The 13,605-nt window shown below is 38.2% G+C and carries 17 protein-coding genes; 8 read left to right on the forward strand and 9 right to left on the reverse strand.

Features of this window, described 5'->3' with window-relative positions; translation table 11 throughout:
- Positions 1-358: 358 nt before the first annotated feature.
- Positions 359-916: a hypothetical protein gene (locus tag KKB09_00005; GenBank protein ID MBU4299581.1), complete on the forward strand. Its 558-nt coding sequence runs from the start codon at positions 359-361 to the stop codon at positions 914-916.
- On the opposite strand, the gene KKB09_00010 is transcribed toward KKB09_00005, so the two are convergent.
- Both KKB09_00010 and KKB09_00015 read right to left on the reverse strand, forming a co-directional pair.
- Entirely contained in the window at positions 905-1,423 is a 519-nt protein-coding gene (locus KKB09_00010; GenBank protein ID MBU4299582.1) for an IS630 family transposase, read from the reverse strand. The two genes, KKB09_00005 and KKB09_00010, sit on opposite strands and share 12 nt — an antisense overlap.
- The gene (locus tag KKB09_00015; protein ID MBU4299583.1) at positions 1,417-2,064 is read right to left on the reverse strand and encodes a helix-turn-helix domain-containing protein; all 648 of its coding nucleotides are present in this window, start codon (positions 2,062-2,064) and stop codon (positions 1,417-1,419) included. Before KKB09_00015 ends, KKB09_00010 begins: the two co-directional genes overlap by 7 nt.
- Positions 2,065-2,167: 103 nt before the next feature.
- Between KKB09_00015 and KKB09_00020 the strand changes: the two genes are divergently transcribed.
- Complete coding sequence (locus KKB09_00020; GenBank protein ID MBU4299584.1) at positions 2,168-2,377, forward strand: hypothetical protein; 210 nt, start codon at positions 2,168-2,170, stop codon at positions 2,375-2,377.
- 123 nt (positions 2,378-2,500) lie between these two features.
- Here KKB09_00020 and KKB09_00025 read toward each other — a convergent pair whose 3' ends face one another.
- Positions 2,501-3,265, reverse strand: a complete 765-nt coding sequence (locus KKB09_00025) for a hypothetical protein (GenBank protein ID MBU4299585.1) — start codon at positions 3,263-3,265, stop codon at positions 2,501-2,503.
- A gap of 123 nt (positions 3,266-3,388) precedes the next feature.
- Here KKB09_00025 and KKB09_00030 point away from each other — a divergent pair, with 123 nt between their 5' ends.
- Positions 3,389-4,177 carry a hypothetical protein gene (locus KKB09_00030; protein MBU4299586.1) on the forward strand — a complete coding sequence of 263 codons (789 nt, stop codon included), beginning with the start codon at positions 3,389-3,391 and terminating at the stop codon, positions 4,175-4,177.
- A 44-nt stretch (positions 4,178-4,221) separates the two neighbouring features.
- Here KKB09_00030 and KKB09_00035 read toward each other — a convergent pair whose 3' ends face one another.
- Positions 4,222-4,956 (reverse strand): DUF4239 domain-containing protein, encoded by a 735-nt coding sequence (locus KKB09_00035; GenBank protein MBU4299587.1) that lies wholly within the window; start codon positions 4,954-4,956, stop codon positions 4,222-4,224.
- 124 nt (positions 4,957-5,080) lie between these two features.
- Here KKB09_00035 and KKB09_00040 point away from each other — a divergent pair, with 124 nt between their 5' ends.
- The 5 genes from KKB09_00040 (at position 5,081) to KKB09_00060 (ending at position 8,160) form a co-directional block, all read left to right on the forward strand.
- Entirely contained in the window at positions 5,081-5,956 is an 876-nt protein-coding gene (locus KKB09_00040; protein MBU4299588.1) for a M48 family metallopeptidase, read from the forward strand.
- 106 nt (positions 5,957-6,062) lie between these two features.
- Complete coding sequence (locus KKB09_00045) at positions 6,063-6,719, forward strand: hypothetical protein (protein MBU4299589.1); 657 nt, start codon at positions 6,063-6,065, stop codon at positions 6,717-6,719.
- Between the two features lie 122 nt (positions 6,720-6,841).
- The gene (locus tag KKB09_00050; GenBank protein MBU4299590.1) at positions 6,842-7,219 is read left to right on the forward strand and encodes a hypothetical protein; all 378 of its coding nucleotides are present in this window, start codon (positions 6,842-6,844) and stop codon (positions 7,217-7,219) included.
- Positions 7,220-7,613: 394 nt separating this feature from the next.
- Entirely contained in the window at positions 7,614-7,826 is a 213-nt protein-coding gene (locus tag KKB09_00055; protein ID MBU4299591.1) for a type II toxin-antitoxin system HicB family antitoxin, read from the forward strand.
- A gap of 106 nt (positions 7,827-7,932) precedes the next feature.
- The gene (locus tag KKB09_00060; protein MBU4299592.1) at positions 7,933-8,160 is read left to right on the forward strand and encodes a type II toxin-antitoxin system HicA family toxin; all 228 of its coding nucleotides are present in this window, start codon (positions 7,933-7,935) and stop codon (positions 8,158-8,160) included.
- Positions 8,161-8,276: 116 nt separating this feature from the next.
- On the opposite strand, the gene KKB09_00065 is transcribed toward KKB09_00060, so the two are convergent.
- The 5 genes from KKB09_00065 to KKB09_00085 all read right to left on the reverse strand — a co-directional run.
- Complete coding sequence (locus KKB09_00065; GenBank protein ID MBU4299593.1) at positions 8,277-9,539, reverse strand: ATP-binding protein; 1,263 nt, start codon at positions 9,537-9,539, stop codon at positions 8,277-8,279.
- A 191-nt stretch (positions 9,540-9,730) separates the two neighbouring features.
- Positions 9,731-11,200: a type I restriction-modification system subunit M gene (locus KKB09_00070; GenBank protein MBU4299594.1), complete on the reverse strand. Its 1,470-nt coding sequence runs from the start codon at positions 11,198-11,200 to the stop codon at positions 9,731-9,733.
- 5 nt (positions 11,201-11,205) lie between these two features.
- Positions 11,206-12,069 (reverse strand): hypothetical protein, encoded by an 864-nt coding sequence (locus KKB09_00075; GenBank protein ID MBU4299595.1) that lies wholly within the window; start codon positions 12,067-12,069, stop codon positions 11,206-11,208.
- Between the two features lie 9 nt (positions 12,070-12,078).
- A complete protein-coding gene (locus tag KKB09_00080; protein MBU4299596.1) occupies positions 12,079-12,720 on the reverse strand; it encodes a hypothetical protein in 642 nt (213 codons plus the stop codon).
- The coding region (locus KKB09_00085; GenBank protein ID MBU4299597.1) for a restriction endonuclease subunit S at positions 12,717-13,605 on the reverse strand (889 nt) is incomplete at its 5' end. The genes KKB09_00085 and KKB09_00080, both read right to left, overlap by 4 nt.

Consider the following 13,605-nt stretch of genomic DNA (forward strand, 5'->3'; position numbering starts at 1 on the left):
ATTCAGGCGCAGTAATGCCTGTAAATGACCTGAAAGAATTCGTTTTTTTATACAGTTTTTCATAGGTTATCATGTTATCTCCCCTGAGATAACATGGTTTTTGGAGTTTATGTGGTTAATTGCGCAAGAGGTTTAATATATTAAAAAACTTTCTTCTGATTATGAACGGGAAAAAAATAGTATAGTTGATTATGCATCTTATAAGTATGCAAAAAGGAAATTTGTTGCTGCAAACGTCGGATCCGGAAAATTGATTAATGAGGTTGTAGAAAGTTTTTTGAACTCTAACTCAGGTGCAGAAGAAATTGAACTAGCCGGTTATAGGTATCTCAAGAATTCGGAATTGACATGTACTGAGATGACTCCTAAAATGAGAGAAAGTGTACGCAAAAAATTGACTATCGAACTTCGCAGTAGTCTTCGTTCTAAGGAAAGGTTGGATGGGGAACTATTCAATAACTTTAATGAATTTACAAAAGAATATCATAACGAAGATATTGAAAAACTCAAGAAATTGAAAAAATCATCTCAAGAATACAGAGATGAGATGGATTCAAAATTAAATTATGTTGATACTCATTATGGAGCTAAATCTAACGCATATTTTGTTGAAGCGTTACAAAAATATACGGAACATCAGAACGTAAATAAGTCTTCTGATGTAGATTCTTCATTACAAAAAAACTTCAGTCCATTAACTGAATCTTTTGCATATTACCTGAATATACAACGCGGCGACCGACTTAAAGAAGAAGCAAAAGAAACGCTGCTCGAAAACGGAATATACGCTAAAAACAACAAAGAACGTCTGAAGTACGAAATTGCTCTTAGAACCGTTTTCAAGATGCATGATGAAGTCAAGAAATACGGAAATTTAAGCGACGAAGATGCCTTAAATACACTTTCAACTAAATGATAGCTCTTTTTCTATGTATGCGCCGATAGCATTCATGCCTTCTCTTACAGTTTGAAAATCGCTGTTGTTCAAAACAAATCGTTGTATCAATCCAAAATCCCGTTCAATAGGATTCAGCCATGAAGATCTTTTCGGCAGCGGAAGGATTTTTATCCTCGGATTCAGGTCAAGAAATATCTGTGTGTCTTTTGAAGTATGTGCGCTCCAGCCATCCCAAATAAGACATATGTCTTTATCCGGATATATTTCAAGAAGCTTTTGCATAAATTGAATAACAATAAACGAATTTTTCCAATCATAAAATGAATAATGAACTGCTCTTGTATGGATGTTCCTTGCGGCAAATAAATCGCATATCCCTTTCACTTTTTGGCCGTAAGGGATGTGATAATATCCTTTGAAAGTGTATTTTTGTCCGCCATATTCTTTTATGGCTGTTTTTCCTTTTTCGTCAAATGAAATAACAACGCTATTTGCGGGCGGATTTGCTATTGCCTGTTCTATAATCTGCTTTTTTTAAAAAAGTTCTTATCAGGGCTGTATTGCCAACGCTTGCTTTTTTCAAGCTTTGCTCCGGATTTATTCAGTATCTGTCGGACGCTTTCAATGCTTATTGATTTTACAACATTTTTTTCAACAAGATGTTTTTTGAATCTTGGAAGAGTCCATGCAGTAAAAACATAGCCGAATTCTTTCGGCTCTTTTGAGAAATTCAAAAGAATATTTTTCTTTATTTCCTCAGTAAATTTAGGCTCTGCTCCTTTTGCTTTTTTTCTTTCTAGGGAGTTCAATCCGTTTTTATTAAATGCTTTTATAGCGTCCCTTACTTTTCTTTCTTCACATCCGACTCTTTCTGCGATTGGTTTTGAAAATAATTTTTCTGCTGAAAGCAGAATAATTCTTGCCCGATCTTTTGTAAACGAACTTGTTGATTTTGAAGCGTTTTTCAACGCTTCAAATTCTTCTTTCGTTGGTTTTCTTGCATAAATCGATGCATTTGATTTATGGCGTTTTCCGAATTTGTAAACCGGTTCAATCGGCCCTAAATACCGGATTACTTTTTGTTTTACCGAACCGTCAATTCTTTTTCCAGTTACGAAGTATTTGTATTTTCTTCCATTTACGATTTTTATTCGCACATAAGACATCCAAACACCTACTATAATTTAGGCACAACATAAATATATACTTTTCGGTGTGAATTGAACAAATATATTGAGATAGATTAAAGTTACTCAAATCAATTATAAAGTGTACTTAAAAATAATTCTTCCGATGTCGAAATACGTCCGGTCAGTTGATGAGCTGGAAAAGTTTGCGGGTGATGAAAGGAACATTAAGGAGCTCGTACACTATTCAAAGATTGCTTCAAATATGGGTGGTGACAAAACAGATTCTTTTGGCGAATATCGCGGTCTTCAAGCACTAAAACACTATAAGAATACTGGCAAAATCCATTAATTGCTTTTTCTTTCTCTAATCAGCTTCATCAGCGCGAGCAGCCCCTTTAAAATCTCCTTTGGAGATGGCGGGTTTCCCGGGATTCTGGCATCAACCGGAATTACCTTATCCGCGCACCATAATTCATAGATTCATTAAATCTATTTCGCTTTTAGTGCCTTCATATGTTTTAATTAACACCGCATCCCGGAAATGCGACATATCCTCAAATCCCGGATCTGTGTTTATATCAACGGCTCCAAAAACCACGCCGTTTTTTACAGTGGTTGTTAAATGATGCATTGAAAGATCATATAATTTGTCTGTTATGGCTTTTATTTCCAGTTCGGGATTTTTCAGCGAGAGTATGGCGTCCTTATAATTGGATAGTGTGTCTTCCATACTTTTGAATTCCCAATGATGATCGGGATTGAACTTACCTCCATGCCATTTACTCAAAAGGCCCAGAAGTGCGCCGCAACCTAAAGAAATATTTTCTATTGTGGGCCGCTCTACTTTTCCGAGAACGCCATTTTTGTTCATAGTCGTATGAACGTTTAGTATGAAACATGGATAGTATGGCTCTTCAAAATGATGTTTATACGGCGCAAGTGATTTAATATTAAAATATGTTGCGTTCCCGCCATAAACCGCAAGATCAAATACTGCTGCAAAAGGGGCATTGTTGACATAGTTTCTCATTTTTCTTTCCACTTCATCCCTGCAGGTAATTGAGCCAACAAACGCATTTTCGGGCTCCAAGCCATTATCTTTCAGCAGGTCCAGTATTTTTGGAACAAAATCTTTTGAAGGAATTGCTCCCGGATAATGTTCGTTGATTTTATTATAAACATCCTTTTCTGCAAGAATCTTTCGATATTCTATTGTTGCAGCATCCAAATCATTCATCATATCACCATTGATTATTGTATGACGTTAGCTACTGTAGTTACGAGCTAAGTGTTACACAACCTCTTTCATTGAATGTTTTAAGCTTTTAAATGTTTCGCATTTAATAGTGAATGTGATTTTATGGAGCTTGCGGACGTATTTCTTGGAAACCTGAATCATGTTAAAACTGCCGGAAACGGCGCATATGTGCCGCATATGGCTGGCCAGCATCCGTCATTATGCATTTTGCATTGTTCGGATTCGCGCGAGAATTTCAATCTTATTGCAGATGTGAAGCCTTCTATGGGCGAGATATTCAAAGTGGAAAATGCCGGAAATGTGCTTGACGGCTCTGTTTCGGCTTTAGGCGGTGTGGCTTATTCTGTTGTGCATCTTGGCATAAAAAACGTGCTTGTATTCGGGCACACCGGATGCGGCGCAATAAAGGCGGCATTTGGGAATTATGCTGTTGATGCATGGCCCATAGCAGACCATATACGTTTGCTTGAGCCTGTTGCAAGGCTTTCACAGATAATCATTTCCAGGATAGAAGGCAGGAATGTTTCGCGGGAAGAAATCTGCAAAAATGATTTGTTTCTTACAAAGGCTGCCGAATTGAATGTGGCTTACCAGGTGAATTATCTGAACCAGGTATTCGCAGGCATCGGGATATCCCACATCAAAGTATATGGTGCGATGCACGATCTTCACGGCCATTACGGAGGGGATAACGGTAAATTGTATCTTGTAGAATCTCCGAAAGAAGATGGTTTGGATGCATATTTAAGCGCATATAAAAAGAATCTTGCAGTTCTTGACAAACCATTTGGAGATATTTTTTCTGATTTGGGAATTTCGTACAACATACCGCTAAAATCATATGCGGTTACCCCTGTGCATGAAGAACATATCGAACAGCAGGCCAAATAGTTTGAATGCGGTTCATTATCTTGGATGCCATTGCAGGCCGTAGATTATTGCGCACATTCATCTGATTTTATTATGCGCACAACCTGCCGGTAAGGCTCGTTTGAGACTTCTTCTTCGGCAAGTTTCATGGATTCAAGCTCATATATCACTATTAGAATCATAAGAACTGCGGCAATCATTGACGATACAATAAAAATTGAAAGCAAATAATTGGGCAATGAAGTCAATATCAAACCTGTAATCAAAATGCCTGAAAGGAATATGTTGAGAATCCATTGTACTTTCGAAATCTTTGTCTGCGAAAGCACAAGCTGCGAGTTTCTTGCAGCCGAAGCATCCCGCAATTCATCACCGATGTCGTCAAACAGTTCGACGTCTTTCTGGGTTTTTAATTTTATGTTCGCGAACAATTCCAGAATCTGCCTGAAAGTCCTGTGCGTTTTTTCGCTTTTCCAGTAGTCGCGCCACTCGATTTCCGGAACCTGTAGGCAGTATTCTATTATTTTGTCTTTCATCCTGGTTGCCGATACTTTATCCGAAAGCTTTTTTGCAAAGATGTTCGCAGTTATCAGCGAATTGGTTTCCTCTGCTATCGCATCCCTTATCTTGCTGAAGCGCTCCCAGGCATTATTTATCGTAAATGCGGAAATGAGGCCGTAAATCAGCCCGATTACAGTAAGAAACAGGCTCATTTCATCCAAAGAAAATACGTTTATTGTGTTTAAAGAAAGCAGGAACGCAGATAATACCGCAAAAACCATGTACGTGTAGGTTCTCATATTTGTCGAATAATATTAGGGATTCTTTCATATATATATGTTTAAGACGACTTGCGAATACCTATTTAAAAATTGAAGTTCTATTATGCGCATGACTTCAAAACAACCTCTTGCGCGCATCGACATGCAGGACCAGATATCTGCGAACCGCAGGAATTCGATTCTATTAATGCTGATTGTACCGGCAATAATGGTGCTTCTGATATATTCAATCGGAATGGTGTATAATCCAAGTGCGATTTTCACATTCCTCATCATAGGCACGATTTTCTCAATGGTTTTCACAATAGGCTCATATTACTATAGCGATAAAATCGTTCTTGCGACAACAGGCGCAAGGCCGGCAACAAAGCAGGAGAACGCGTTTTTAGTTAATACTGTCGAAGGACTTGCGCTTGCGGCAGGAATGCCTGCGCCAAGAATCTATGTTCTTGACAGCCCGGATATCAACGCTTTTGCAACAGGCAGGGATCCTGCGCACGGAATAATTGTTGTCACAACAGGAATCATGCAGCGCCTGAACCGCCAGGAGCTTGAAGGGGTGGTTGCGCACGAAATGTCGCATATAGCGAATTTTGACATAAGATTCGCAACGCTTATCGCAGTTCTTGTCGGAATGGTCAGCATCATCAGCCAGATGTTTCTGAGAAGCCTGTGGTTCAACTCAGGCGGCAATGACAGAGGGCGCGGAAATGCTATTTTTGTTGTTATAGGCATTGTTCTAGCAATACTTGCGCCGATTGTAACTCACTTGATACAATTGGCTGTTTCGCGCCAGAGAGAATATCTGGCAGACGCAAACGGAGCGTTTTTGACGCGATATCCTGAAGGATTGGCGTCTGCGCTTGAGAAAATTTCAAAGTCAGCGACAACAATCAAGCCATCGGGAGCCGTGTCTCATCTTTTCTTTGCAAACCCGGTAAAGCGCCTGAACGCAGAAAGCATGTTCTCGACGCATCCGCCGATAGATGAGCGAATCAAAAGATTAAGGGCGATGTAATTCGATTTGTGCTCCAAAATCTCATATACGGCAGATATTGCGCATCCGTTAGTGTTATCACTAATGAGAAACGTATTTAAAGTTATGTTGTCCAGTATTGGTTGTTATGCAAACAGAAACTAACAATTCGCTTACAGGGCATGATTGCGGAAGAAAATACAGAATAGTGGATACAAAATACTTCCCCCGGAATGATCTCCTGATAACAAACGTGTTTAGCAGAATAAAAAAATATTCTGACGGGGAACTTGTCAATGAGATTCTTCTCGGGCATAAATATGTGAATAAAGACGCGAGTCTGGTATTCAACTACTCAGTCATACGGATCGGCATGACCGAACTCGGTGTTGCGCCCAATTATGCAAAGATTCTTAATTCCGGCGGGGATTTCAAGGAATTTCAGATGGAAAACATCTTAAGTACACATATTCTTAATGGAGAAGAAAAAAAGCTCGCATTTGATCCATATAGCGATTTTTGCAAATCCTGTGAAAAGAACCTGAAGAGTTCAAGGTCTCGTCTTGATTCAGATGCAATCTGCTGGTTCATTGCTTACGGCAAAAAACACCTGCAGGATTTTGTAACTGACCCGAAAAATAAGACTGCCGAAGATGAACCCGCAGGAGATCTTGCATGGTATTCCAAAATGAATGAGAAAGAAATCGATGACATCTTCTGGTTTCTTGAAAAAAAGCTTGGCGTTGATACACTTTATAAATCATGGACTGACGGTATGAAAATTGAGAACCCGAACGGGGTTTGAAATATTCTTGAAAACATGGGCCTTGTTGATATGTGGATGAGCGAAATCGAGGTAATTCGGCGGTTGGCAGTTTTCGGACGTTGTTCAAAAGATTTAAATACTTTTAACGACTAAGTTGTAACATGAGCTACAAAGTCGACCTTTTGTATAAAGATTTGACAGGCAAAGACCTCAATGGAGGTGGTAACTCCGTACCTTTAGACACCAAAATGGGTGATCTATTCAGGGGTGATATATTCCTTTCAGATGATGCGAATGGATTAGTGGGATATTCACCAGAATTTCGGGAAGTAACTGTTAAGTGCGTTGAGAAGCACAATAACGGTAGTATCAAATATACTTTATCTGCGGGTCGCAATTTCTGCGGTATTGACAATCTAGAAATAATAGATGATGCTGTGAAACTCGATATTCTGACAAAAAATAATATGATCGGTGAAGAGAAGGAAAAACTTAGAAATGCATGGAAAAACTTTCTCGAAAAATATATAATCGAATGATACGGCTATTAATGCCTATTCGGCGGCACTACAAGCGCTTTGCATATCGGGCATTCTGGAAAGACGCGCTTTATTGGCTTGCAGAATGGCGCGTTTCTTATAAGAAGCGTAAACTTAGATATCATCATTTGATGCCGCTTGATTTCAGTTTATCATTTATCAGAAAGTTCTTGTTTCTTTTTTTCAGTTAGATGAAGATAATTTTCGCCAGAAACAATTGGTTTGCTTATCTTTTTTTCGAGTTCGCGCCTTGCCGACATGAGCGAAAAGGCGCTGCATGATTCATATTCGTGATTTTGCGGAGTTTGGCATGTATATTGATGAGTTAGACAATTATGGATACATTTCATCGATATCAAAGATGTTTTTAAACTTTAAACGGCAATATAATAACATGGCTAAAGAATATACGGTAATAATCGAGCAGGGAGAAGACGGCTACTTAATTGCTTCAGTAGTGGAGCTTCCCGGCTGCCATACTCAGGCAAAGACTATGGAAGAATTATTAAGCCGCATAAAAGAAGCGATTTCTTTATATCTGGAAGTTGAAAAGGATATCGAACCCACCAGATTCGTAGGTATTCAAAAGGTAGAGGTTATTGCATAACTCATATTATATTCTACAATATATATATATATATATTATGAAGATACGGGCGTATATTTAAACCATTAAGTACATATTATAGTACAAATGTACCATATGTGATTTTATGGATGGATTGAAGCCGATAAAGCCTGAAAAGCTAATCAAGATTATCGGAAGCCTCGGCTTTCTTATTTTACGGCAAAGCGGCAGTCACGTCATTATGAAACATCCCGATGGAAGAACAACCGTTGTGCCTTTTCATAAAGGCGAATTAATTGACCGCGGGCTTCTCCGAAAAATAATTCGCGATGAACTGAAAATCTCAAGGGACGAATTTTTGGAGTTGGTGTAATATGGGGTGTGGCAATTTGCCACCATCCTTTAGCGAGAAAGCGCATACGCGTGCGGCTCGCGCTTCGGACGTTTGCGGGGGCGAGATGGGGTGTGTATGAATGATTTGCGCAGCAATCATAGTCCTAAAAACCATTTCCAAATCGGTGTGTATTTTATTTTTTTGCCGCCGGATTTTTCCTCACCTTCATAATTCCAAGTTATGATCAGAAGATTGTTGCATTTTAAATCATCGGATGCTTTCAAAAGACCTTTTATTTCACGCTCTTTTGTATCTGGGTTCCCAACATCATAGCATACCTGTATCAGCTGACGAATCTTTGAACCTTCCTTTATTACAAAATCCGTTTCTTTTCCGAAATAATCTTTATAGTAGTATATCTCAGTATTCATCCCTTCCAAAGATTGCCTTCTTAATAATTCTACTGCAACGGCGTTTTCCATAATGCGGCCGAAATTCGATGCAGATTGGAACGCAATAGCGTTTATCATTCCCGTATCTATCGCATATATTTTTTTCGGAGAGGTTATCCGTTCTTTCTGCTTGAATGAAAACCGGTCAAGGGAAAAAATAAGATACGTTTCCTCTATATAGCTTACGTAATTTTGGACGGTGTGGACGCTTCTGAAATTCAGCATATTTTTAAGATTCGTAAAAGACGCCTCTTGGGCAAATCCGGACATAAGGTATTTTGCAAGGTTGTACAAAGCGTCCGAATACTTTATGCGATATCGCTTTACGATGTCCTTGAATATGATGCTGTCAAAAAGGCTCTGAAGATATGCATAATCATATCCTTTAACGACTACTTCCGGAAATCCCCCTGTTTCAAGGTATTTTTTTAATCTGTTCATTATATCTCCGGTTTCTTCCTGAGTATATTCTTTTTTGAATTCAAAGCCAGATGCCTCTAAAGATTCTTTGAACGAAAACGGGAACATTTCAAATGACAAATGTCTTCCTGTAAGGTGAGTTGCAAGCTCGGCGCTGAGAAGCTTTGCGTTTGAGCCAGTAATCATGAGGTTGTATCCCCTTCTTTTCAGGCTGTTTGCCCAAAGCTCCCATTTGGGCAGGTTTTGTATTTCATCCAGAAGAAGGTACGTTACATCGCCGTAAAATTCCTTTATGTATTTCAGGATTTCATCATAGTTCTTTGCTTCTGCCAGCTCTTTTTCATCGAAATTCACATACGCAAATTCTTTATCGTGAAGCGCCATAAAGCAGAATACTGATTTGCCGCATCGCCTTATGCCAGCAACTACTTTTATCATATCGCTCGGCATGTATTTTTCAATATTTTTTGAAACCTCGCGCCCGACGAAAGCCGTTTTTAATATCCGTTCTTTTTCCTGCTTCTGACGCAATATGACTTCTCTCATACAGCATTATTTAACTGCACAAATATATATAGTTTTGTGCAGTATGATGTATGAACTGCACAGCACATATGGCAGCGAGGTATTCGCGTATGGCTGTATGATGGCTATATTTGCCGATATGAGCGAGAAAGCGCATGCACATGCGCATACTCGCGCAATCGCGCTTCGGACGTTTGCGGGGGCGCGAGAAGTTATAGACTTAAACCCTTTAAAGACTCTGCAATTTTATTCTCAAGATCCAATATCTTCTTCTTTATAACTTCCGGCTTTTCATATTCGATTTCTTCATACTCTATTTCTTTATACTTCGATATGCTCAAGTCGTAATCCTTCTCTTTAATTTCTTTTATTGGAACAAAGAAACATTTTCCTTTCCTGTCTGATTGGTCTTCTTTGTGTCTTTTTTTGAATCGTTCAATAATATCCGGAATATCATTTTTGTCAGTCATGGTTCTTTTGTCATCCAAACTGAAGCCATCGCTTTGCATATCATAGAACCACACTTCTTTTGTTGGCTCGCCTTTTGTGAAAAACATCACAGCAGTTGATACCCCGGCATATGGCTTAAATACGCCAGACGGCATAGATATTATCGCATCAAGACGGCACTTTTCAAGCAAAAGTTCTCTAATCATCTTATGTGCTTTTGAATTTCCGAATAATACGCCATCTGGAACGATTACTGCACATTTTCCGCTGTTTGTCAGTAGGTTGTACATAAGTTCCAAAAACAATAACTCTGTTTTGGTTGTATGAGTCCTGAAATTTTCCCCGATTTCAGATTCATCAAGACTTCCCTTAAACGGCGGATTTGCCAATATTACATCATAGCAATTTGATTCGTCATATCTTTTTGATAAGGTATTTTTCTGCTCAATGTTGGGATTGTTAATCCCGTGCATCATTAAGTTCATTAAAGATATTCTCACCATCGTCTGGTCAAAATCATACCCGTATAGCGTTTCTTCTCTTAGCATCCTCCACTGGTGTTCGTTTAATTTGTCCCCCGCCAAGTTTCCTGCTTTAACTAATTCTTTTGAGGTGTTGTCCATTAAGATGTATTCATAAGCAGTAAGCAAAAATCCGGCAGTTCCGCAGGCAGGATCGCATATTCGATCCCCGTATTTTGGCTCAAGAATCTCAGCCATCATTTTAATAATGTGCCTTGGAGTCCTAAACTGCCCGTTTTTTCCGGCAGTTTGCAATTGCCCTAAAAGGTATTCATACATATCGCCTTTAGTGTCCCTATTCTGCTCTTTTATGTGCATGTCGTTGATTATTTTTACCGCTTCAACAAGCAAAGATGCGGTAGGAATAGAAAAGCTTGCATCCTTCATATATTTTGAATATATGGAATTTTCTCCGCCGTTAATCTTTCTTAAGAAAGGAAATACTTTATCCCTTACGTGCTCAAGCATTTGTTCTGCAGGATACTCCGCCCACACAGACCATTTATAGTCTTCATGGCCTTTGAATATTGAATCAAACGGCTTTTCTAAAAGATTGGCATTTTGCTTTCTTGAAACCTCCTCGTCTTCCAGCCGTTTCATAAAGATAAGGTAAGACATCTGCTCTATCGCCTGAAGCGGATTTGATATTCCCCCGCTCCAGAATTTATTCCACAGCAAGTTTATTTTTGATTTTAGTTCTGAGTCTAGCATGATAATTACCTCTTTTTAATCTTTTTTTCATCTATTTCAAAAGCATTATTTGATGACAACTCCAAAAGATTGTCTTTTGCATTTTTTGATGTCACTATGCTTTCGCCCAATTGTTTTTCTATATCTTTTCTTGTATTTCCTGCAACCTTGCCACCCAATATCGCCACATTCCTGCTGTGATTGAATGTTTTAGGATCTTCTTTTTTTGAAAATTCTGTTGTTGTGGCTTCTGCAAGCATGTTCAAAACAAGTTCAAGATTAGACATGTTATCCCGCAGATTTTCTTTCTTTAAGTTTTTTAGGTTTTTGTATTCTGCGATTGTTTTTCCAGACCATGCTTTTGTAATTTCGTTTGTAAGTATGGCAAAGTCCGATTCTTTTTCTATTCCAACCCTATTCCATTCATCAGTCAGGTCCTTTCTCACTTCGATTGTTTTTAATCTCTGATTAATCCATTCCTTTGAATACCCTTTATGCAAGTATGTTTTCATGACCCTGTCAAGTCCCAGTTCAGGGTCATAAGTTTCATTTATTCGTTCATTGCCGACTTTTGCAAGCCAGATTTTGAACGGCTCTGCCTTTTTTGAAGGTATTGACTGGATTAGCCTTAGAATCTGCTCGGTGTTGCCTACATCTGTAAGATATTGCTTTCCATCCGAGGATTGCATTTTCAGTTGGCTACAATTTGTAGCCAACTGGCTTCCCTCTGCTTTTAGCCGTGTCTTAAGAACGCTCCAATATTTTCTTGGGTTCTGGCTTTCTGTAAGAATGGCAATCACATCAATTATCGAAAAATACCATTCGTTTTCAAACCACATGGTTCTGACATTATTGTTTTCAAAAAGCTTTATTGAATGTTCTTCAGCCATAATTTCACCTCAATTACTATCTTTCGCACCAAATTCTTCTTTTTCCTCGTCATCTAAAATGCGTTTGTATTTCTCGCAAAGCTGATTGTATTGGCTTTGGTCTTTTTTTAATTCTGCAAATTCCAAAAGAAAATAAACAATATCATAAAGCGCATAATCATCTTCTTTGATATTTTCCGCTTCTTTTTCAGCCAATTCTTTGAATCTGCTTAATTTTTCTTCACCCAAATTAGACATTATCGTTTTATGTGCAGATTCAAAACCATATTCGTCTTTTGCTTTTAGAAACTCCATATATTCCTTAAAAATATCTTCAACTGAAAAGGCATTTATGAGGCATAAAAAATAGTTTGCGACAATCTTTTCAAAGTTAAACTTTCCGACAATGTCCTCATAATCAAAATAATTGTATTCATTCTGCAAAAGAAAGAACATCAGCTTTTTGTAGCATTTTTGGCATTCGGCATAATTTTGTTTTTTGAACTCGTCTTCAATCATCCGAAAATACGCCTTAAGTAGCTTAAGCCCTTCCTGGCCGCATTTATAATCATAATGATACGCGCCGTTTTTCGCATTGATTATGAATTTATCAATATCTTTTTCCAAGCTTTCCTCGCTTAGAGTATACTGTTTTATTACTTTCACTTTCATACAGCCAACTCCCCCTTGAAAGCTTTCTGCATAAGCGCGTTGAAAAGATCGTCAATTCGCCCTTTTGACTGCTTTTGATGCTCTTTTATTTGCTCAACCCGCTCAACAATTGCGGCGAATTTTTGCTGAAGTTCGATAGGTGGAAATAAAATCTCAATATTTTCAATTTGTTTTGAACTAACATTTGGTTGCAGAGAAGTAGAACAAAACTTATCAACTTCTTTTAAAAAAAACTCAGTAAGACAGAAATGCTTTAGATAAGTGGGATTCAATTCTTTGGAGTTGATTACAAAACGTCCAACTCTTTGATTTAATAAAGCCGGTAAGTCATTTTCAATTATCGCTATAATTTTAACTGTACTTAGCGATTTAATGATCGGACGAGTCATTGCCATAACAATATCGCCGGGTTTTAAAAGAAACTCAGGATATTTCACATTATATCCCTCAGGGACATATGTTATATCATCCCAGTTTACAAAACCATAATGAACATTCGTTATTTTAACTAATTTAATTCCAGCGTCTCGATAATCTTTACTTTTAAATGCAAAACCGCCTTGAAACTTTGCACCTCGCGATATTTTTTCTTTTGTAAATTTCTTATTATTTGTGATGGGGTCCCCAAACATCTCCATAAAAACGCTTTTCAAGAAATCCTTTGTCAGTTCATCGGCTTCTTTGCGCCATTCCTTTGCTTTCTCTGCTTTCTCCAAGATGGAGACGATTTTTTGCTGGGTGGGAAGTGGTGGGAGAGGGATTTTAATATGTTGATAGTTAGATAAATAATACCTTTTATGTGTGGTGGAATCAACATTTATTGTTTGCATCAGCCAGAAAACAAACTTTAAATCAATATCTTTAGTTTTGGGAGTTAACAATTTC

This window comes from Nanoarchaeota archaeon, assembly GCA_018897155.1.
In the GTDB taxonomy this organism is placed as follows: domain Archaea; phylum EX4484-52; class EX4484-52; order EX4484-52; family LFW-46; genus LFW-46.

Coding starts and splice junctions, on each gene's coding strand:
- KKB09_00075 (MBU4299595.1), bottom strand. CDS start 12,069: ATGGCTGAAGAACATTCAATAAAGCTTTTTGAAAACAATAATGTCAGA.
- KKB09_00040 (MBU4299588.1), top strand. CDS start 5,081: ATGCAGGACCAGATATCTGCGAACCGCAGGAATTCGATTCTATTAATG.
- KKB09_00050 (MBU4299590.1), top strand. CDS start 6,842: ATGAGCTACAAAGTCGACCTTTTGTATAAAGATTTGACAGGCAAAGAC.
- KKB09_00015 (MBU4299583.1), bottom strand. CDS start 2,064: ATGTCTTATGTGCGAATAAAAATCGTAAATGGAAGAAAATACAAATAC.
- KKB09_00065 (MBU4299593.1), bottom strand. CDS start 9,539: ATGAGAGAAGTCATATTGCGTCAGAAGCAGGAAAAAGAACGGATATTA.
- KKB09_00060 (MBU4299592.1), top strand. CDS start 7,933: ATGGATGGATTGAAGCCGATAAAGCCTGAAAAGCTAATCAAGATTATC.
- KKB09_00030 (MBU4299586.1), top strand. CDS start 3,389: ATGGAGCTTGCGGACGTATTTCTTGGAAACCTGAATCATGTTAAAACT.
- KKB09_00070 (MBU4299594.1), bottom strand. CDS start 11,200: ATGCTAGACTCAGAACTAAAATCAAAAATAAACTTGCTGTGGAATAAA.
- KKB09_00055 (MBU4299591.1), top strand. CDS start 7,614: ATGGCTAAAGAATATACGGTAATAATCGAGCAGGGAGAAGACGGCTAC.
- KKB09_00005 (MBU4299581.1), top strand. CDS start 359: ATGACTCCTAAAATGAGAGAAAGTGTACGCAAAAAATTGACTATCGAA.
- KKB09_00080 (MBU4299596.1), bottom strand. CDS start 12,720: ATGAAAGTGAAAGTAATAAAACAGTATACTCTAAGCGAGGAAAGCTTG.
- KKB09_00045 (MBU4299589.1), top strand. CDS start 6,063: ATGCAAACAGAAACTAACAATTCGCTTACAGGGCATGATTGCGGAAGA.
- KKB09_00035 (MBU4299587.1), bottom strand. CDS start 4,956: ATGAGAACCTACACGTACATGGTTTTTGCGGTATTATCTGCGTTCCTG.
- KKB09_00025 (MBU4299585.1), bottom strand. CDS start 3,265: ATGAATGATTTGGATGCTGCAACAATAGAATATCGAAAGATTCTTGCA.